The organism is Tessaracoccus bendigoensis DSM 12906, from assembly GCF_900141915.1.
GTDB classification, from domain to species: domain Bacteria; phylum Actinomycetota; class Actinomycetes; order Propionibacteriales; family Propionibacteriaceae; genus Arachnia; species Arachnia bendigoensis.
The window spans coordinates 36310-54482 of record NZ_FQZG01000024.1 but is presented as its reverse complement, the minus strand read 5'-3'; the positions used below and the strand labels follow the sequence as shown (position 1 = coordinate 54482).

Annotated in this window: 14 protein-coding genes; 2 read left to right on the top strand and 12 right to left on the bottom strand. The window is 65.0% G+C overall.

The window, feature by feature from the left end:
• From BUC15_RS08105 to BUC15_RS08085, 6 genes are all read right to left on the bottom strand, one after another.
• Positions 1 to 2210: NACHT domain-containing protein (locus BUC15_RS08105; RefSeq protein ID WP_217652174.1), on the bottom strand; the 2210-nt coding region annotated here is incomplete at its 3' end.
• A 133-nt stretch (positions 2211 to 2343) separates the two neighbouring features.
• A complete protein-coding gene (locus BUC15_RS08100) occupies positions 2344 to 3294 on the bottom strand; it encodes a restriction endonuclease (RefSeq protein ID WP_073187007.1) in 951 nt (316 codons plus the stop codon).
• Positions 3291 to 4643 (bottom strand): type I restriction endonuclease subunit R, EcoR124 family, encoded by a 1353-nt coding sequence (locus tag BUC15_RS20760; RefSeq protein WP_245787924.1) that lies wholly within the window; start codon positions 4641 to 4643, stop codon positions 3291 to 3293. The genes BUC15_RS08100 and BUC15_RS20760 overlap by 4 nt, the downstream gene beginning before the upstream one ends.
• Positions 4535 to 6418 (bottom strand): HsdR family type I site-specific deoxyribonuclease, encoded by a 1884-nt coding sequence (locus BUC15_RS20755; protein WP_245787923.1) that lies wholly within the window; start codon positions 6416 to 6418, stop codon positions 4535 to 4537. The genes BUC15_RS20760 and BUC15_RS20755 overlap by 109 nt, the downstream gene beginning before the upstream one ends.
• Entirely contained in the window at positions 6415 to 7212 is a 798-nt protein-coding gene (locus tag BUC15_RS08090) for a Fic family protein (RefSeq protein WP_084189449.1), read from the bottom strand. The genes BUC15_RS20755 and BUC15_RS08090 overlap by 4 nt, the downstream gene beginning before the upstream one ends.
• Positions 7209 to 8450: a restriction endonuclease subunit S gene (locus BUC15_RS08085; protein WP_084189448.1), complete on the bottom strand. Its 1242-nt coding sequence runs from the start codon at positions 8448 to 8450 to the stop codon at positions 7209 to 7211. Before BUC15_RS08085 ends, BUC15_RS08090 begins: the two co-directional genes overlap by 4 nt.
• Positions 8451 to 8646: 196 nt before the next feature.
• Between BUC15_RS08085 and BUC15_RS08080 the strand changes: the two genes are divergently transcribed.
• Complete coding sequence (locus BUC15_RS08080) at positions 8647 to 8949, top strand: type II toxin-antitoxin system TacA family antitoxin (protein WP_073187006.1); 303 nt, start codon at positions 8647 to 8649, stop codon at positions 8947 to 8949.
• On the top strand, positions 8946 to 9449 hold the full coding sequence (locus BUC15_RS08075; protein ID WP_073187005.1) for a GNAT family N-acetyltransferase: 504 nt from the start codon (positions 8946 to 8948) through the stop codon (positions 9447 to 9449). The genes BUC15_RS08080 and BUC15_RS08075 overlap by 4 nt, the downstream gene beginning before the upstream one ends.
• A gap of 160 nt (positions 9450 to 9609) precedes the next feature.
• Here the strand turns inward: BUC15_RS08075 and BUC15_RS08070 are convergent, their stop codons facing one another.
• From BUC15_RS08070 to BUC15_RS08050, 6 genes are read right to left on the bottom strand one after another with little or no spacing between them, the layout of a single operon-like run.
• A complete protein-coding gene (locus tag BUC15_RS08070) occupies positions 9610 to 10311 on the bottom strand; it encodes a type I restriction-modification system subunit M (RefSeq protein ID WP_281249263.1) in 702 nt (233 codons plus the stop codon).
• Between the two features lie 58 nt (positions 10312 to 10369).
• Positions 10370 to 10492, bottom strand: a complete 123-nt coding sequence (locus tag BUC15_RS20980) for a hypothetical protein (protein ID WP_281249262.1) — start codon at positions 10490 to 10492, stop codon at positions 10370 to 10372.
• A gap of 39 nt (positions 10493 to 10531) precedes the next feature.
• Positions 10532 to 11452: a hypothetical protein gene (locus tag BUC15_RS08065; protein ID WP_073187004.1), complete on the bottom strand. Its 921-nt coding sequence runs from the start codon at positions 11450 to 11452 to the stop codon at positions 10532 to 10534.
• A complete protein-coding gene (locus BUC15_RS08060; RefSeq protein ID WP_073187003.1) occupies positions 11449 to 12093 on the bottom strand; it encodes a Fe(II)-2OG oxygenase family protein in 645 nt (214 codons plus the stop codon). Before BUC15_RS08060 ends, BUC15_RS08065 begins: the two co-directional genes overlap by 4 nt.
• Entirely contained in the window at positions 12090 to 14876 is a 2787-nt protein-coding gene (locus BUC15_RS20750) for a class I SAM-dependent DNA methyltransferase (protein ID WP_073187002.1), read from the bottom strand. Before BUC15_RS20750 ends, BUC15_RS08060 begins: the two co-directional genes overlap by 4 nt.
• Positions 14873 to 18166 carry a helicase-related protein gene (locus BUC15_RS08050; RefSeq protein ID WP_073187001.1) on the bottom strand — a complete coding sequence of 1098 codons (3294 nt, stop codon included), beginning with the start codon at positions 18164 to 18166 and terminating at the stop codon, positions 14873 to 14875. The genes BUC15_RS20750 and BUC15_RS08050 overlap by 4 nt, the downstream gene beginning before the upstream one ends.
• Between the last annotated feature and the right edge of the window lie 7 nt (positions 18167 to 18173).

Genomic DNA, 18173 nt, shown 5'->3' with positions numbered 1-18173 from the left:
ATCGCATCCCGAGCCACAGCCCGCTCCACCTCAGTAACCACCAAGGCTGGCAACATACCCACCACGCCGCCGACCGCGAACGGGTCCGCGCCTGGAACCGCAGCCAGAATCGCATCCCGAGCCACAACCCGCTCCACCTCAGTAGGCTCCAAGGCTGGCAACACACCTACCAAGCCACCGACCACGCGCCAGTTCGCGCCAGGAAGCGCATCCAGGATCGCGTGGATTGCTTGAGGGTTGGAAGAGGTCCAGCGTGCGGATCGGACAACGATCTGGGGATCGCGCACTATCGCAACTGCTCGGAGGTCATGGATCAGACTGCGCCCTGCCTCACCCCAGTCTTCTGGGAGGGTCTGCGTGGCAGCTTCCAACAGAACATCTTCCAGCCGAGTGTTCACGGCCTCCTGAGCTGGCGTGAGCGTCGTCGAGTGATGAGCCCATAGCAGCTTAACGACCGTGTCACGTTCAGGATGTGCCGCGATGGCCATGGGTACGGTGGCTGCCCAGTCAGGATCGAACCACACATGGGGCAGGAGAGCCTCGGCAGCTTTCGCAGCCGGAAAGGTCGCGATCTTCTCGGCGACCGAATGCTCCACCAGGGCACGGTGAACGAACCGGCGCTGAACATGAGTGCGGTCGTACATCGTGGAATGCTGCTGTTTCGGAGCGACATGATCAAGACCCCGCTCGAGGTTGCTTCGGGTCTTCTCTGTAGTAATCGTGTTGGGCCAGGCACCCAGCCCCACAGCGGTAACAGCCTCGGCGACGGCGCCCCATGCCCAGTCCTGCAGAATTGTCCGGCACTCTTCCAGGTCCCGTTCCGGCTCATCGACGGACCAGCCCCCGGTGAGGAGCCGGTCGATAATGGCACGGTACAGCCCGCGGCGTGTCCAGGGCAGATCCTGGCCGGGGTCCTGCTCGGTGAGCATGCAGTAGAAGGTGAGCAGCAACGGCACCGTGGCTGTGGACCTCAGCTCGGGTCTGTTCGCGATCTGCTTGATCAACCGCTCGGCGTCGACCGGCTCGCCGGTGAACCACTGACGGATGTAGCCGTCCACGTCTTCGGGGTAGCTCAGATCGACCAGGGTGCCGATGCGGACCCCCTCATTGGGTCTCAAACCTGGAGCAGTGGTGTGCCACGCCTCGGGCCGCGACGTCACCACCACCCTCCAACCGACAGGCCCGGGCAATGAACGAAGCAACGTCCTGGCCCTGTTCTCGCCCACGCCCGCCTCGTCCAGGGAATCGGCAACTGCCAACACGCGGGCCCCTGGCCGCAGCACGAACCGCCTGATGCGCTCTTCACTTGTTGCCGGCAGCGCCGCAGAAACCAGGCCATCGACCCCACCACTCGGCTGCAAAGCCCAGCCAGCCCAACTCGTCAAAAGTGGGATCTCGACCAACGCAGGATCAACCCGCGGATCCTCAAGCTCAGCCAATGCGGCCTGGGCCGCTTCACGCGCATACCGCTGCCCGAGCCACGTCTTGCCCGAACCGGGCCCACCCAACACCACCAACAGCCCGCGTCCAGCCAGCGCCTCCGCCGCAGCTACCCGCTCGGGCTGACCATCGCGGGTGTCGAGCTGCAGATCGCGCTCCAACAGTGCCGGACTCCTCAGAGTCCATGGCGAGTAGTCCCAGTCCACGATCTTGGCCCGCAGATACCGGCACAAATCACTCCGGTCAGCCACCCCCAACAGCCCGTCATGCAGCTGGGCGACGCTGGCCAAGACCGCATTCCGTGACGCCTGCACCGCCGCCAGGACCAGGCCGCCCTCGGTCTTCAGCCGCGCACACAACGCCTGGTACGTGGCACCCACAGCCCGCTCAGCGACCGCGTACTCCAACTCGGTTCCCCAGTACCTGTCCGTCCCCTTGACATGATCCAAGACCGACGCCGCAGCCCGAGAAGGATCAAAATCGGCCTCAGCGATCAAGCCATACTGGCCGCCAGCGGCCTGCACGTACTCAACCGCCCATCCCAGCCCCCGGTCAACGATATCGGCAGGAACCTTCTCGCCTTTGGCCCAAGCTTCAATGCTGGCCTGCACGGTATTCCGCAGCTGCCGTTCCGGGGAGGTACGGTCCCACACCGAATTGGAGGCCTTGACCAACTCCCTCGCGACAGCCACACCCATCGGCCCCAAAGGCCCACTCAGCGCACTGATCGTCACCGTGGCCAACGCCACCACCAGATCAGATCGCCGCATCACTTCCGCCACGGCACCATCTTCCACCAAGCGGGCGTCCCGAGTGCCAAGCACGGCCACGCTGGGCAGCCAACCCGGCTCCCGTGGGCCCCCTCAACCGCGACGAGATGCCGCGCCAGTTCCCGCTCAGCCCTCAGGCGAAGAAATCCTCGTCGATCTCCACCTCAACGAATGTCTGTCTCACCTGCACGCCCACCCCGTACCGGATCATCAAGTCAGTCAGCCGCTGCCCGTCGATCAAGATGATCCGCATCGGCGTAATCTCAGCGAACTCCCGTGCCGCCTTGGAGAAGTGGCTCGTCGTGATGAACACCCCACCGTCCGCCTTCCCGTGGACGGCCCCGACGAAGCCCTGCACCTCCGGGCGTCCGACCGACGAACCGTCCGCGTACCGCTTCGCCTGCAGGTAGACCCGGCTGAGGCCGAGCACGTCCTGGTCAATGACGCCGTCGATCCCTCCGTCGTTGCTCATCTGGGTGACCGCACCTGAACCGCCGACCCCGCCATAGCCCATCGCCAGCAACAGCTCGACCACCGCCCGCTCGAAGAACGCCGGCTCCCTGCTCTGCAGGCGGCTGAGCAGCGCCCCCGCCACATCTGCGTGGATCCGGCCGATCCCGTCTTGGACCTGCTCCGTCGGCGTCATCGTGGCTGCCTGTGCCGCGGCGGGATCGGCGACAGCTGACCCCTGCTTCGTGGGACGCGGCGCGCTGGCCACGTACGGCCGGATCGGCGATTCGGGGTCGTCCGCCAACTCATTGACGTCGCGCTCGCGGAACCCCTGCGGGAACCGCTGGAGCAGACCCCGCCCCGCGTCGGTGATCTGGTAGTGCCCACGCGATGGGCGCTCCATGGCGCCGACGTTGGCCAGGAACGACAACGCCCAACCGACGCGGTTCTCGTAAACCACCTGCCCCGACGAGAGCACCTCCGCCTGCTGGGCCACGGTCAGGTCCGCCAGACGCGCAGCGAGAGGGAACAGCTCGCGCCTCGAACGCACGTTCCCGTCGGCCAAGGCACGGAGGGTGTGGATCATGAAACCCTCCCAAGGCGGGATACCGCCCGCCGTTGGCTCCGCAGTCATCGCTCTTCTCCCATCGTCAATCCCAGGAAGCGCTCGAAGAACGCCCCCAGCTTCTCGATCACCCTCTGCTTCCTCTCCCCATGACCGCCCTTGGCCGCGAACCGCGACACCGGCGGCAACACCTTCGTGATCGCCGTCCCCGACGTGCGCAGCGCCCCATCCCTGAACGCTGCCTCAACGAACTCGTGCGTAGCGGCCTCACGCAGCCCCTCCTCGGCGATGATCTCCCCCAACTCGGCCTCCCGCCGCGCCGCCACGAAACCCTGCCACTGGTCGTCGACCGCGCCGTCCAACGACACCGCGTCGACGAACGCCTCGATCAGGTCGCGCTTGTTGCGCAGCGTCGGGCTGGCGTCGACCGCCCGGGAGATCTCCGCCTTGATCTCCTTGTCCTCACCATCGCCGTGCTTGTCGCGGTACCTTTCCACGAGCAGCAGGATGTAGTCGACGTTGATCTCGACCTGCTTGATCAGCTCGATCTCGAACACGACGTCGTCGTTGATCGACTCCTTCTCCGCCTCCGAGCCCCTGCGGAACTCGGCGTGCAGGTCCAGGTAGCGACTACGGTAATCCTGCCCCTGACGCGCGGTGAGCAGCTCGGCGCCACGGAAGTCGTCGAAGGACGCGAGGATGTTCTCCAGCCGCAGGATCTGCCCGAACAGGGCGATGAACTCCTTCTGTGCCGCCTCCCCCACGATCGGCGACCCGAGCGGAAACCCGCTCAGCAGCTCCTCGACCTTGGCCGCGTACTGCCCGTAATACTCCGCATACGGTTTCAGCAGGACGACGCCGCGCGCGTCCCGGTTGCCGAACAGTTCGAGCGCCGCATTCGTCTCGTCCTCCAGGTTCCGGAACGCGACGATGTTGCCGTAGGTCTTGACGGAGTTGAGGATGCGGTTGGTGCGCGAATACGCCTGGATCAAGCCGTGCGCCTTCAGGTTCTTGTCCACGAACAGCGTGTTCAGCGTCGTCGCGTCGAAACCGGTCAAGAACATGTTGACGACGATGACGAGGTCGACCTCCCGGTTCTTCAACCGCTGCGACAGGTCCTTGTAGTAGTTCTGGAACTTGTCGGCGGACGTGTCGTAGCTGGTGGCGAACAGGTCGTTGTAATCCTGAATCGCGTCTTCCAGGAACTGGCGCGAGTCGGCGCCGAGCGCGTCAGTGTCGAACGCCTCGTCGTCGAGGATGCCGTCGTCGCTGGCCTCGTTGGCGCCGTACGAGTAGATCAGCGCGACCTTCAGCCGACGATCCGGCGGCAGGTCCTCCTGCTGCAACTGGAATGCCGTGTAGTAGCGCTTGGCCGCATCGATCGACGCGGTGGCGAAGATCGCGTTGAACCCCCGCACCCGCCGACGCTGCCGGACCGCCTCCGCCTGCCGGTAGGCCCTGGTCGACTCGGCCACATTGGTGACCACCGAATGCTCATAGGCGGAGCTTCGCCTGGTCTTCTGGTCGAAGTGTTCCAGCGTGTAGCCGACGATGTCGCGGATCCGACGCGGGTCGAGCAGCGCCGCCTCGGTCGCGATCGCGGAGACCTGCTTGTCGGTGACCGCCCCCACCTGCACTGTGTTGACGTAGTCGATGCGGAACGGCAGCACGTTCTTATCCGTGATGGCATCGACGATGGTGTAGGTGTGCAGCCGGTCACCGAACGCCTGCCCGTCGTCTTGAGCTGCGGGTTGCCTCCACTGCCGCTGTTTGCCGCGAAGATCGGGGTGCCGGTGAACCCGAACAGGTGGTAGCGCCGAAACGCCCTTGTGATATCGGTGTGCATGTCGCCGAACTGCGATCGATGGCATTCGTCGAACACGATCACCACGTGCTCGTCGTAGACGGGGTGGGCCTTGTTGGCCTTCACGAACGACGACAACTTCTGGATGGTGGTGATGATGATCCGCGCGCCCGGGTCTTCGAGTTGGCGTTTCAGCACCGCCGTCGACGTGTTCGAGTTGGCCGCACCCTTCTGGAAGCGGTCGTATTCGCGCATCGTCTGGTAGTCGAGATCCTTGCGGTCGACGACGAACAGCACCCGGCTGATGCCCGGCAGCCGGCAGGCCAGCTGCGCGGCCTTGAACGACGTGAGTGTCTTGCCCGAGCCGGTGGTGTGCCACACGTATCCGCCGGCCGCGACGGTGCCGAGCCGCTTGTAGTTGGTGGCGATGTCGATGCGTCGCAGGATCTGCTCGGCCGCGACGATCTGGTAGGGCCGCATCACCAGCAGCAGCCGGTCGTCGGTCAGCACGCAGTAGCGCGTGAGGATGCTGAGCAGCGTGTGCCGCGCGAAGAACGTGGCCGCGAACGCCGACAGCTCCTGGATGGGCCGGTTCCTGGCATCGGCCCACCACGACGTGAACTCGAAACTGTTCGACGTCCGGCGCGCCCGCCCCGGCTTCTGCCCCTCCTTGAGGTGCTGGCGGCGGGTGGTGTTGGAGTAGTACTTCGTCAGCGTGCCGTTGGAGATGACGAACAGCTGGACGTACTCGAACAGCCCCGACCCGGCCCAGAAGCTGTCGCGCTGATACCGGTCGATCTGGTTGAACGCCTCGCGGATGTCGACGCCTCGGCGCTTGAGTTCGATGTGGACCATCGGCAGGCCGTTGACGAGCACCGTCACGTCGTAGCGGTTCGCGAAGGTCGCACGGCCCGCCCCATTCGAGGCAGCGTCGACGGCCGGGCCCGCCCCAGGCACCTCGTATTGGTTGATCACCTGGAGCCGGTTGTTGTGGATGGAGGTCTTGTCGAGCAGCCGGATATTGCGCGTGGTGCCGTCGTCGCGTTTGAGCAGTTGGATGTGGTCTTCCTGGATGCGGACGGTCTTCTCGACGATTCCGTCGTTTCGCCCGGCGATCCGCTGCTCGAAGAACCGTTGCCATTCGGCATCCGAGAACTCGACGGCGTTGAGCGCCTCCAACTGCGCGCGCAGGTTCGCCACGAGGTCGGCCTCCGAGGTGATCGGCAGGTACTCGTAGGCCTGCGCCTCCAACAGCCGCAGCAGTTCGGCCTCCAGCTGCGCCTCCGACTGATATTCGACGGCGGCGCCCGGCTCTGGCACGTACTCTGCGACGACGGTGCTCTCGTCGCTGACGGCGATCGGCTCGTAGCGCGGCGCGGTGTTCGTCATGCTGGCTCCCCGGCGATCGGGGCCCGCAGCTGAGCCTCATACTCGGCCAGCGACTCGGCGATCACTCGGAGCATGAAATCGATGAAATGGGCCGCGTCGATCTCCGGCTCCCTGGACGCTTGCAGGGCCAGATAGTACGCGGCCTGGTTGCGCCGGATCAGCGTCTCGGTCGGCATCCAGGCGAACAACGGCCGCCAATGGCTGAGGATCAGCGTCTGCCAGAGCCTCCCGACCCGGCCGTTGCCGTCTCGGAACGGGTGGATGTGTTCGATGAGGAAGTGGACGGCGCTAGACACGACGACCGGATGGTCCCCGCTGGACCCACCCCATTCGAGCAACTCTGCCATGAGCCTCGGCACCTTCTCGGCGCGCGACCCGGTGTGGATGACGCCGCCTTCGGCGTTGACGATCTCGACCTCGACGGTGCGGAACTCGCCCGCCTCCGGCTGAAGCCCCACGGTTAAGAGGCGGTGGGCCCGGAGCAGGTCGGCAACATTCCACGGGTCAAGATCCGCCAGCGCCTCGTAGGCGGCCAGTGCGTTTTCCACCTCCAGCACCTCGCGGGGTGCGGCGCGGACGGGCAACCCGTCGGCCACGGCCTCGACCTGCGCCAGGCTGAGCCGGTTTCCTTCGATGGCGGTGGACGAATGGACCGAACCGACCCGGTTCGCGCGTCGCAGTTCCAACGCCTGCCCCGAGCGCTCCTCGAAGGCCCCGACGCGCCCCACCTGCTCGACGAGCGCCTCGATGCGCTCAGGCCACTCGGGGCGGGAGGTGTAGAACTGCGGGATCACACGGCCTCCTCGAAGGTGAGGAGCCGGTCGCGGTAGTACTCGTACTGCTTGCGGCGGGCGGCCAGCTCGGCGGGAAGCCCGACGGAGAGGTCGTTGACGAGGGCATCGAACTTGTCGAGGATCGAGGCGATCCTCTCCTGCTCCTCCCTGGAGGGGAGCGGCACCTCGATCCGCCGCAGCCCTTCAGGCAGAAGGGTCTTAACTTTGGTTCGTGCGATGTGCTTGCTCTTAGCCGCCACGAACGCGCCAGTCTGCATGTAGTAAGCCAAGTAGACCGGGTCCACGTCCGCACGAACGACGTAGCAGTGATCATGGATCGCAACCGCGTCGGACCCCATCCAGGCAACTGCCTTACCGACATCCTCGACTGTCTCGCCGACGTCTGTCAGCACGACATCACCCGGCCGCGCATACCTGAGCCTCGAGGCCATCTCTGGCCGAACCCAGGAGAGGGCTTGCCGTGCCACTGTGCCGAAGTCGGTGTAGATCTGGCCATAGTGGAGGGCGGGGACTCCACCGGTCTCGACGTAATCGGCCTTCGTAAACCGCTTTCCCCTGAATATCTCAGCGAAGTCACCGAAAGCGACACGAGGAACATGGCCGTCAGCGAGGTTCGCGAACAGTTCCTCACGTAAGTATGAATACTGGCGTCGTCGTGCTTCCAGCTCCGCTTCCAGCTCCGCTTCCAGCTCCGCTTCCAGCCGGGTGAACCGGTCCAATATTCCCACGATCTCCCGCTGCACCTCAAGCGGCGGAACCGGGATTCGGACCTTCGCGAGGGAGACTCCCGACACACGACGAACCTTTGTTCCTGTGATGTATCTGGTCTTCTGATCTTGAAAGTGTTGCGATTGGAAGAAGTAGGCCATGTACTTCGGGTCGAGCGTGTGACGATAGATGTATGCGTCTCCACTGACGGCCACTTCGCCACTGCCGAGCCAAGCCGTCGCCTTGGCTACCGCAGCATCGTCCTCGCTGGTGGTGGCGATGAGTAGATCACCGGTCTTGGCGCGCCTCAGCCTTGCGGCACGATCTGGGGCGGTAAACGACTTCGTATGCTCGGTCCAAGTGCCATAAGTAGTGTGGATCTGGCCGTAGTGGATTGCGGGGATGCCAGAGTCAGTGAGTTCGGACTTCTGGAGGCCGCTACCTCGGATGAACTCACCCACCTCCCCCAGCATCTTGAACTCGACACCGCCCGGTGCCAGCTCGGCCAACAACGCCTCAACCCGGCTCATGCCTCAAGCCCCCATCGGGACCGGTAGCCGCCCGTCGGCCCACTCAGAGTCGGACCTGGCCGTCGCCTTGTCTCCTCACCACGCCAGCACCCCGTCACCCTGGTTCCCTTCGCCAAACCCTGGCCTCACCGTAGCAGCGGCTCCCGACAGCCACCCGACCGACACTTGTTTGCCCATTCGGCGTACACTTTCATCCATGTCCAGCACCCAGGAGGCCCGGCACAAGAGGGCCCGCATCGCCGTGCGTGTCACCGCCCATCAGGACGCCCTGATCCGTGACGCTGCCACCGCGGCTGGCCAGTCACTTACAGACTTCGTCACCTCGGCCGCCGTGGCCCGGGCCGAAGACACCCTCGCCGACCGTCGCGTCTTTCGCCTTGACGACGAGGCCTGGGCCCAGTTCACCGAGATCCTGGACCGCCCGGCGCAGCGGATCGCCGAGCTCACCCGGCTCCTGAACGAGACTTCACCCTGGGACGACGAACTGCGGGCACCGTGACGTTCCTGCGTCCGCGTCCAATCGAGAAGGCAGACAACACGGCCGGTTTTCATTCCGGCGAAGCCACCCTCGACCGCTACCTGACGGAGCGTGCGCTCGCGAACCACGTCTCGGGTTTCGCCAGAGCCTACGTCTGCATCGAGAACGAGACGGGCAAGATCGCCGGCTATTACACCCTGTCCGCGATCGCAATCGAACACTCGCAGCTATCGGGACGCGCGAGGCGCAATGCTCCAAACCCGGTACCCGCGGTGCTTCTCGGGCGCCTGGCCGTCGACCGCACAGCCCAAGGCGCCGGCCTCGGTCGGCTTCTGGTGCGCGACGCCATCTTGTCCACGCTCGCTGCCGCGGATCGCATCGGAGTGCGCCTCATGCTGGTCCACGCGCTGCACGATGAAGCCGCGGACTTCTACTCGAAGCTGGGATTCCTGCCCTCACCGACCGACCCGCTGCACCTGTACCTCAGCCTTCCTGACGCACGTCGGTCGCTCGACGGCTGAGGAAACGCTGCCCGAGGCCGTTCTCGGCGAGGACGTTATGAGCGTGATGAGATCGCCCTCCCCATCCGGTTTCGGGCGCTGGATGTCCTTATCCAGACGTGGGTGACAGATCCCCCGATCCGGGGCGCCGCAACGGGGACGTGATTGATCAGTTGGTTCCCTAACCCAGCGACGCGGCGTCGCCTTCCAGGTCCGCGACGATGGCGTCGATGGAGAGGCGCAACTCCTGCTGGCGCGCGACGATCCGGGCGATCTCCGCGTTCAACGCCACGATGTCGACCTCCTCGCGGGTATCTGCCTGCTCGACGTAGCTCGACACCGCGATGTTGTAGTCGTTCTCGGCGATGGTCTCGTTGGGCACCAGCGCGGCCTCGTGGGCCACGTCGACGCGGGCGGTGAAGGCGTCGAGGATGGCGTCCTGATTCGCCGGTTGCAGCTTGTTCTTGTTCCCGAGGCGCTTGAACTGGCCCGAGGCGTCGATGAACAGCACCGAGTTGTCGTGCTTCGACTTCTTCAACACGATAATGCAGGTGGCGATGGTGGTGCCGAAGAACAGGTCGGGCGGAAGCTGGATGACGGTGTCGATGTAGTTGTTGTCGATCAGGTACTTGCGGATCTTGCGTTCGGCTCCCCCGCGGTAGAGGACGCCGGGGAACTCGACGATCGCGGCGGTGCCGTCGACGGCCAGGGAGCTGAGGATGTGCATCGTGAAGGCGAGGTCGGCCTTCGACTTCGGCGCGAGCACCCCTGCGGGAGCGTAGCGGTCGTCGTTGATGAGCAGCGGGTTCGCGTCGCCCTCCCACTTGATGGAGTACGGTGGTTCCCCAGAAGGCTCATGCCTGTTGCAATCCTGCGCTCTCAGGCCTCAGCCGCCGCCAAGCTCCCCCGGCCTGCCCCGCGGTTGGGGCCCGAGGAAGTCATCAGGCCAAGGTGCTGGTCGGCCCGTTTCGTCGCACCAACCGGATCTCGTAGCCGGCCGCGAGGGGCAGGTAGTTGGGTGTTGTCGGCGAGGACGGCGCCGACGAGGCGGTGATTGGTCGCATGGGGTCCAAGTTCCGCCGGCGACCAAGGACCCCGAGCGGTCAGTCATTGCCGTACTCGGGCTCCCAGTAGTCTCCTACTTCTGTTCTGACAGCGAAGGATTCTGGCAGCTCGGCCTCCGCGATGAGTTCGTAAGAGTCAAGAATCAGTCGACATCGGTCGCAGCTGAAGTGCTCCGAGCTGACCTTTAGTTCCATCCACGATTCGTAGTCGTCTTCGGACAATTGATCGGTGTGATGCGTCGCCTCCTCAATGTTGTCTCCCTCAAGATGACCCAGCGCTCCGCATGCAGGGCACGCTTCGGTCGAGGAGTACTGCAATCGAGCCGAGTGGTCGCCTACCCTGTAGCGGGCCCATTCGGCTGCGTCGGAGGCGCGGACCTGTCCAGCCTCGAAGAGTGCGAGACGCTGGCGAGCTCGCCCGAGAAGCATCTCGCAGCGTTGCTCGATGTTCCGTGCGTTGCGCGCTAAGTGCTTCTCAACGGCGCCGACTCGGTCCGTACCGACGAGGTCATCGAGCACGAGATCGCAGGCGTTCGCCAGGATGTGCATCTGCGCCCAGTAACTTGGCCACCACGCTTCCTCGGGGATCGATGTGAAGGTGGGCGATGCACCGTGGAGGTAGTCGTTACGCGCGCCGGAGATGGCACCCGCTTCCTTGTCGCTGAACGGCCTGAACGCCTTCGCGCATCGAGCGAACAAGGTCTTGGCGGGGACAGATGTGAAGCGCACGTCGCCTTCGATCAGTCCGCTGGCCACGAGAAGGCTGTTGCCGTCTTCGCTGGGAACGGCGATCAGGACCGGGGAAACCCTAGCCAGTGCGGCCTTCGCGAGGAGTTCAAGCGCGAGGGAGGCCCACAGCGCTCGTTCATCAAATGTTCGTGGTTCGTCTTGGTCCATGGCGTGGTTGAGAAACAGCCGTGCCTTCAGAAGGAGTGCGTTGTGATCCCAGGGCTTGGTCATTGCGCCTTCCGGATGAATGCGAGCCGGTGCAGGACTCGGGTCGTGGCGTCCGTTTCGGAGACCTCGTGGCGGGCGTGGAGGGCCTGCCGGTTGTCGATGAGCAGCATCTGGTTGGGTTGGGTCCAGCCGTGCTCGTGTGTGTTCGTCCTGTCTGCGAGGAACTGGGCGGCGATGCGCGCGCGCTGGTCGCAGGGGGTCATGCACCCGGGGTCGTAGCGGATCCGGCTGCCCGTCGCCGCATGGGCCAGGAAGGGTTGTGTTCCGGATCGCACCAGGAAGATGCCGCTCAGCATGGCGTGCCACGGCACGGCCGAATCGGCGTGCGGCACGGCGCGGAGTGTGGTCGGGGTGGTGTTGGGCGCTGCGGCGACGAGGACGATCCAGTCCGGAGGTTCGGGCAGGTGGGCACCGTCGGTGTGGAGCGGCTGGGGTCCGAGTCCGTAGGTGGCGCTCAAGGAGCGTGGGTGGGCCTGGGCCTGCGTCTGGGGGCGTAGGGCAGTGAGGGCTGGTTCATCGGAGCGCATCGGTACCTCTGTCCAGCCGAGGTGTCGGGCAGCGTCCCGGAGTTGGGTGATGGTGCAGGAGCCTGTGGCCCAGGAGCCGTATGCCTGCTTGGAGAGGGCGCTGAGGTCGAAGCTCATGAGCGCCTCCGTTGAGAGGCGGTGCCGGTGGTGGTGAGCGGACCTGTGAGGTGTTCGTAGCGTTGGAACAAGACCCGCTGTCGCTCGTCCAGGGTTGGTGTTGTGCCTCGGGCGCCGAACGCCTTGTCGACTGCTGCGTCGAGGATGCGGTGGGCGTCTTTCAGGTCGGCGGGCATCGCTTCGGGGCGGTAGAGGTCGGCGAGGGTCCGCTGGGGATGGCGGTCGCGTGCTTCTTCGACCGAGCGGCCTGCCGCGATGATGTTCTGGCGGGCGTCGTCGTCAAGGTCGGGCAGGGGCAGGTTGTTCCAGACGATGGTGTTCGAGAAGCGCAGGCGAGACTCCAGACGACCACCGACCGTGGCCTGCCAGGCCATGAACATGGCCGAGGAGATGACTGCGAACAGCAGCCCGGTCGAGTCGTTGGCCGTGAAGGTGGCGTCACTGGCGATGACGTCTGGGGTGACCCTTCTGACGGGGTAGTAGTCCCGCAGTTCGCTGGAGACCCTCGGGATGACCAGGTAGGGCTCGGTGTGGAGGGCGGGCCGTTGTCCGAAGAGGTGGGGGGTTTGGGCCATCTGTCGCGTGCTCGCGGCGGTGCTCTTGAGTCGGAATCGGCGGACAGCATCCACCCGCTCGCGAAGGATGGCGCTGCGGTGCAGGTCAGCCGGGTCGAGGGCGGTGAGCCAGAGGCACCAGCGTTGCTTGCCGTGGAGGACTTCCTCGGCGCCGAGGAACGGCCGTAGGTAGCGCCGGGCGATCGGGTCGTGGAACACCTCGTCGTAGTGGGCGGGCAGGACGATGAGGTTACCGTCGTCACGGGGCATATTGCCGAAGGTGGCCTCGGGCAGGCCGGGGACCAGTGGCTGGGGCCGCTTGGTGACGAACACATTGGGACCGTCGACGAGGTAGGCGTTGATGGTGGCGACCTGGCGTTCCGCACCCTGCTGCCCGGTGGCGGGGTGGTCGAAGAGACGGGGCTTGGCACCGTCGAGGGTCTTGGCGAACCCGACGATGACGCAGTGCACGGCAGCCTTGCCGGCGGCTTCGGAGGTCCAGGGGAAGGTGCGGTGGGCGAACTTGATGCGCCAGCCTGCGTCGAAGATGGGGGCGAAGAGGTGGGGGACGGGGTCGCCTTGGGTGATGGAGTTGGTGGTGACGAACGCGAATTTGCCTGCGGTGTTCTGGAAGTAGTGCAACGACTTGGCGTGCCAGCCGGTGACGTAGTCGAGTCGGCTGATGTCGTCCTTGCCCCACGCGTCACGCAGTTCCTCGGCTTGGGCGTCCGAGCGGGTCGCGTGCCCGAGGAACGGAGGGTTTCCTGCGACGATCGTGTCTTCGGTGGGTGGGCAGACCTGGGCCCAGTCGAGCTTCAATGCGCTGACGTTGCTCATGATGGTGGCCTGCTCGTGGATGGGGAGCCGGTCGGGTGCCCATCCGAGTCGTTCGGTGAGTTTGAGGTCGCATTGCCGGTCGATGAGGAACATGGCGGTTTCGGCGATGCGGGCAGGCCATTCGTCGATTTCGATGCCGTAGAAGTGGTCGAGGGTGACTTTGAGTCCGTAGTTGGCCAGGAGCATGGCGGGGTCGCCGGTGATCTCTTGGAGGCGTTCCATGATCGCCAACTCGAGGTCGCGGAGTTCGCGGTAGGCGACGATGATGAAGTTGCCGCAGCCGCAGGCGGGGTCCATGAAGCGGATCCGGCCGAGCTTGTCGCGGAGCTTGCGGAGGCGGTCGGCTTCGTACTTACCGAGGGTCTTGATGTGGTCGAACTCGGCCCGTAGTTCGTCGAGGAAGAGCGGGTTGAGGGTCTTGAGGATGTTCTCCTCGGAGGTGTAGTGCTCCCCGAGTTCGCGGCGGGTTTGGGCGTCGCGGACTGATTGGAACATGGAGCCGAAGATGGCGGGGCTGATGGTCTTCCAGTCGCGGTCGCAGGCGTCGAGGACTGCGGCGCGGAACTCGGCGTTCATGGTGGGCAGGGTGAGTCGTTCGTTGAAGATGCCGCCGTTGACGTACCGGAAGCCGTTGAGTTCCGGGCTGATGTTGCCGCGTTCCTTGGGTGGGGTGTCGAGGTAGGCGAACAGTTCGGTGAGCTTGGCGCCGATGTCGGAGCCGTCGGCAGCGGTGTGGTAGAGGATGAAGTTCTGGAACAGGCCTTCGGGCCACATGTCGGTGTCGTCGCCGAACATGAGGAACAGGATCCGGGCCAGGGTCACCGAGATCTCGTGGTCGCGTACCTTCGGGTTCTTGGTGGCGGGGTAGGCCTTTTCCATGGCGGCGTACAGGCGGGCCATGAGCTTGGACGCGTACTTGGTTTCATTCTGGGCCTCGACGTCAAAGGCTTGCCGCACCCTGGACAGGACTTCGTTGCTGTCAAGGCGAACATCGAACGGGAGCCGGATGACGTCGAGCTTGGCGGCGAACCGGGGGTCGGGGTCGCCGTTGCGATGCTTGTGCCGGCTCAACCGGGTGGTCGTGGTGTTCCCGACGGCGCGACGGACGGGCCATCGCCACACCTGCTCGCTGTCGTCGTGGAAGATGACGATGCGATCGGTGCTGGTCTTGGCGAGTTGTTGGTCGAGTGCGGCTTCGAGCTTGGAGTCGGGCTTCTCGTTGACGACCCACACGCGCAGCCCCTTGTAGGACGAGACGTTGGTCGCGGTGACCGGCCGGCCTTCGTGTTCATAAGTCACCGGAGGGTGGTCGGGCCGGGACCAGTTCAAGTCCAGCAGGAAGAGCTTCTGGTAGTCGCGCCGCTCGGCTTGTTCGATGAGTGTGCTGGTCATGCGTCCTGGACTCCTAGTGAGCAGACGATCTTGATGGTGTCGGTGTCGGCCCCCCCGATGACGAGACGGTCTTCGTCGTGGAGTTGGTTGATCAGGTCAACGAGGTCGTCGAGGCTGTACTTGTTCCGCCGTGCTTGGGTCAATCGCATGGTGGCGTGCTCGGTCAGCGGCCGCTCGTGCAGGGCATCGAGTGCCTCGGCAGCCTTTCCACCGAACAGGGTGCCCCCGAGACGGCCCCAGGCCCATTTACGGATGCCTTTGAGGTTGCCGGCGGCGACCGTTTCAGTCTTGAGGGGGCCCTGGACGAGGGCCTTTTCGCGTTCGAAGTGGTCCGCACGCAGGGGGGCGGTGGGGGTGTCGGGTTCGGCCCGGAAGATGCGGAGCGCTTCCAGGGGGGTCAGGATGCGCTGTTCGGTGTTGGTCGAGGTGGCGAAGGCGTCGACACCGGAGGTGGTGGCGACGTAGCAGGTGACGCTGCCCTGGTTTTCGTGGAAGTGCTGGGCTCGGGTGGAGTGGATCATGTCCTGCATGCCAAGCACCTTGGTCGTGATCTTGGGGTGTTGCTCCAGGGCCTTGGACCAGACCAGCCAAGCTTCGCTGACGGAGTCTGCCTCGGCTTCGTCGTCGCTGTCGTCGTCGGTGACGCGGCCCTTGTAGAAGTCGTCGAGGATCTTGATTTCCCGCTCGCCACCGAAGAACTTCTCGTCGGAGCCGAAGGCTTCCGCAGCGGCCCCGAGCCGGTCTTTGATGCGTTGCCGCAGCCGGATCTGTTGCTCGATCTTCTCGTGGGTGACCAGGTACAGGTTCACGGTCTTGGACTTCTGGCCGATCCGGTCGACGCGGCCGGCGCGCTGGATGATCCGGATGATGGCCCAGGGCAGATCGTAGTTCACGACGATGTGGGCGTCTTGCAGGTTCTGCCCTTCAGAGAGAACGTCGGTGGCGATCAGGACGTCGATGGGGTCCTCGATAGCGGCGGGGTCGACTTCGACCTGTCCGGGCAGCTTGTTGGAGTGCGGAGAGAACCGGCGCGCGATGCTGGCGGGGTTGTCGGTGTCGCCGGTGGCGAGCCCGACGTGGTCGATACCGGCACTGGTGAGGGCGTCGGCGATGTATTCGGCGGTGTCGCTGTACTCGGTGAACACGAGCACCTTTTCGCCGGCGTGTTGGGTGGTGAGCAGGTCGACGAGCGCGTTCATCTTGGAGTCCCTGGTGGGGTCCCAGTTCCCGAACCGGTCGAGCAGCCCGGTGATGGTGTCGTTGTCCTTGGCGAGGTCCTTACGCAGGGTGGTCTTGAACACGGTCGAGTTGACCCATTTGGTTTTCGCGGGCAGGGACTTCATCAAGGTGGTGTAGCGGGTCGCGATGCTGCCGTGCAGGTCGCCGTCGCCTTCGATGTCGTCGTCGGTGACGGCGATCTGCTTGTCGGTGAAGGAGCCGAGCGGGATGGGGAGCTTGTTGTCGATGGCGTGGAGGAACAGCTCGTTGCGGGCCCGCTGGCGTTGCAGGGACAGGATGAAGGAGTGTCCCGAGGATGAGAGCCGTTTGAAGAGGCTGATCCGGACGAAGCCGCTGACGTTGCCGCGGCCGGAGCGGATGTCGTCGAGGTTCTTGGTGTCGGTGGGGGTGTGGGGGGCGCGGGGGTTGTCGTAGTCGGCGAGCCGGTAGCGGGGCAGGATCAGGTCACGGATGGCGTCGAGGGTGGCGTTGTCCTCCATGAGGGCCGCGGGGTCGTCGCTGGTGAACGCGTGACTCAGCGGGGTCGCAATGCGGGTGGGGAAGTGGAATTTCTCGCCGTTGGCGAACTGCAGGTACTCCAGTTCGGACTGGGTGCCGTCGGGGTTGGTGACGAGTTCCTTCCGGGCGGTCCGTTTGATGAAGGAGCGGGTGCGGCGTACGAGGTGGTCGCTCATGAGCCGCTTCCAGTCCTCGGGTTCTTCGGAGCGGCGGAACGCGGTCAGTGTGTTGATCTTCCCGTCGACCTTGCTGGCAAGGTTGGGGTCGGCGCGGAGGGCTTCGGTGGGGACGAGGCCCAGGTCGTCGTCCTCGTCGATGTAGAGGCCGATCTGGTTGGCGACGTCGGTGAACGCAAGGTTGTACGGGGTGGCCGTCAGCAGCAGCACCTTGGAGCCGTTGGCGCGGATGTAGCGGTGGATCGCCTCGTAGGCGATGGTGCCGTTGTTGCGCAGGTTGTGTGACTCGTCGCAGATGACCAGGTTGAACCGTTTGAGTTCGGGGAGGACCTTGTCGACCATGGAGTAGGGCACGACCCGGCCGTTGATGTCGTAGGCCTCGAGGTGTTCGGTCCACATGGGTTCCAGGTTCTTGGGGCACAGCACGAGGGTGGAGTAGTCCTCGGCGGCTTGGAGCATCAGGGCGGTGGCGACGGCGGTGAGGGTCTTGCCCAGGCCGACGACGTCGCCGAGCATGGTCCCGCCGCGGCGCACGATGCGTCGGGACAGGGTCCGGACGGCGCTTTCCTGGTAGTCGAGGAGCAGGGTGCTCATCGAGGTGGGCAGGACGTAGCCCATCCCGTCACGGGCGTCCTGGGCCAGGGAGTGGCAGACCTTGAGGTACACCTCGAACGGGGTGGGCTGTTGGTCGCCGGCCCACGAGTCGGCGATGAGTTCGATGATCTCTTCGGTGATGGTCAGGGAGAACGGGTCGTTCCAGCGCTCGTCGAACCAGGTCGCGAGCTTGGTGGTGGCGTCGGAGTCCTGCACGTCGATGTTGAGTTCGAGGTTGCGGTGGAGTCCGGCGCCGGTCAGGTTGGAGGAGCCGACGTACGCCCAGCAGGAGCCGTGCTTCTTGTCGGGGGCGTGGAAGATGTAGGTCTTGCCGTGCAGCGGCTTTTCGGTGAAGACCTTCATGTCGACCAGACCGTCGTGGAGTTGGCGTTTGAGGGTTTGCAGGGTCTTCTGCCCGCTGGCGGTGGCGAGGCCACGCATCAGTTGGGTGCGGAGGTGCTTGACGAGGCGGTCGCGGCGAGCGAGGGCCTTTTCACGGTCGTGGATGTCGGAGCCGTAGGCGGGCGGCTGCACCTGATCCTGCAGCGAGTTGAGCAGTTGCTCCGGCTCGGCCGGGGCGATCATCCCGACAAGGATCCGGGCGGTGGCGCGGGCTCCTGGCGCGGGGGTCGGTTTGGTGTCGACGATGTCGGCGAAGGTGGACCAGCCGCGCAGGTCGAAGTAGCCGGTGGCCACATCGACGGTGTCGAAGTCCTTCAGGGAGTCGACCAGGGCCAGCCCGAGCCGGGTGTCGTCGGTGATGTTGTCGAAGATGTTGGGCACTGCTGGT

Bases quoted from the DNA above. Each gene is read 5' to 3' on its own strand.
- BUC15_RS08060 (WP_073187003.1), bottom strand. From the start codon at position 12,093: ATGAGCTTCGACCTCAGCGCCCTCTCCAAGCAGGCATACGGCTCCTGG.
- BUC15_RS08085 (WP_084189448.1), bottom strand. From the start codon at position 8,450: ATGAGCCGGGTTGAGGCGTTGTTGGCCGAGCTGGCACCGGGCGGTGTC.
- BUC15_RS08065 (WP_073187004.1), bottom strand. From the start codon at position 11,452: ATGACCAAGCCCTGGGATCACAACGCACTCCTTCTGAAGGCACGGCTG.
- BUC15_RS08100 (WP_073187007.1), bottom strand. From the start codon at position 3,294: ATGACTGCGGAGCCAACGGCGGGCGGTATCCCGCCTTGGGAGGGTTTC.
- BUC15_RS20750 (WP_073187002.1), bottom strand. From the start codon at position 14,876: ATGACCAGCACACTCATCGAACAAGCCGAGCGGCGCGACTACCAGAAG.
- BUC15_RS20755 (WP_245787923.1), bottom strand. From the start codon at position 6,418: ATGACGAACACCGCGCCGCGCTACGAGCCGATCGCCGTCAGCGACGAG.
- BUC15_RS08080 (WP_073187006.1), top strand. From the start codon at position 8,647: ATGTCCAGCACCCAGGAGGCCCGGCACAAGAGGGCCCGCATCGCCGTG.
- BUC15_RS20980 (WP_281249262.1), bottom strand. From the start codon at position 10,492: ATGCGACCAATCACCGCCTCGTCGGCGCCGTCCTCGCCGACAACACCC.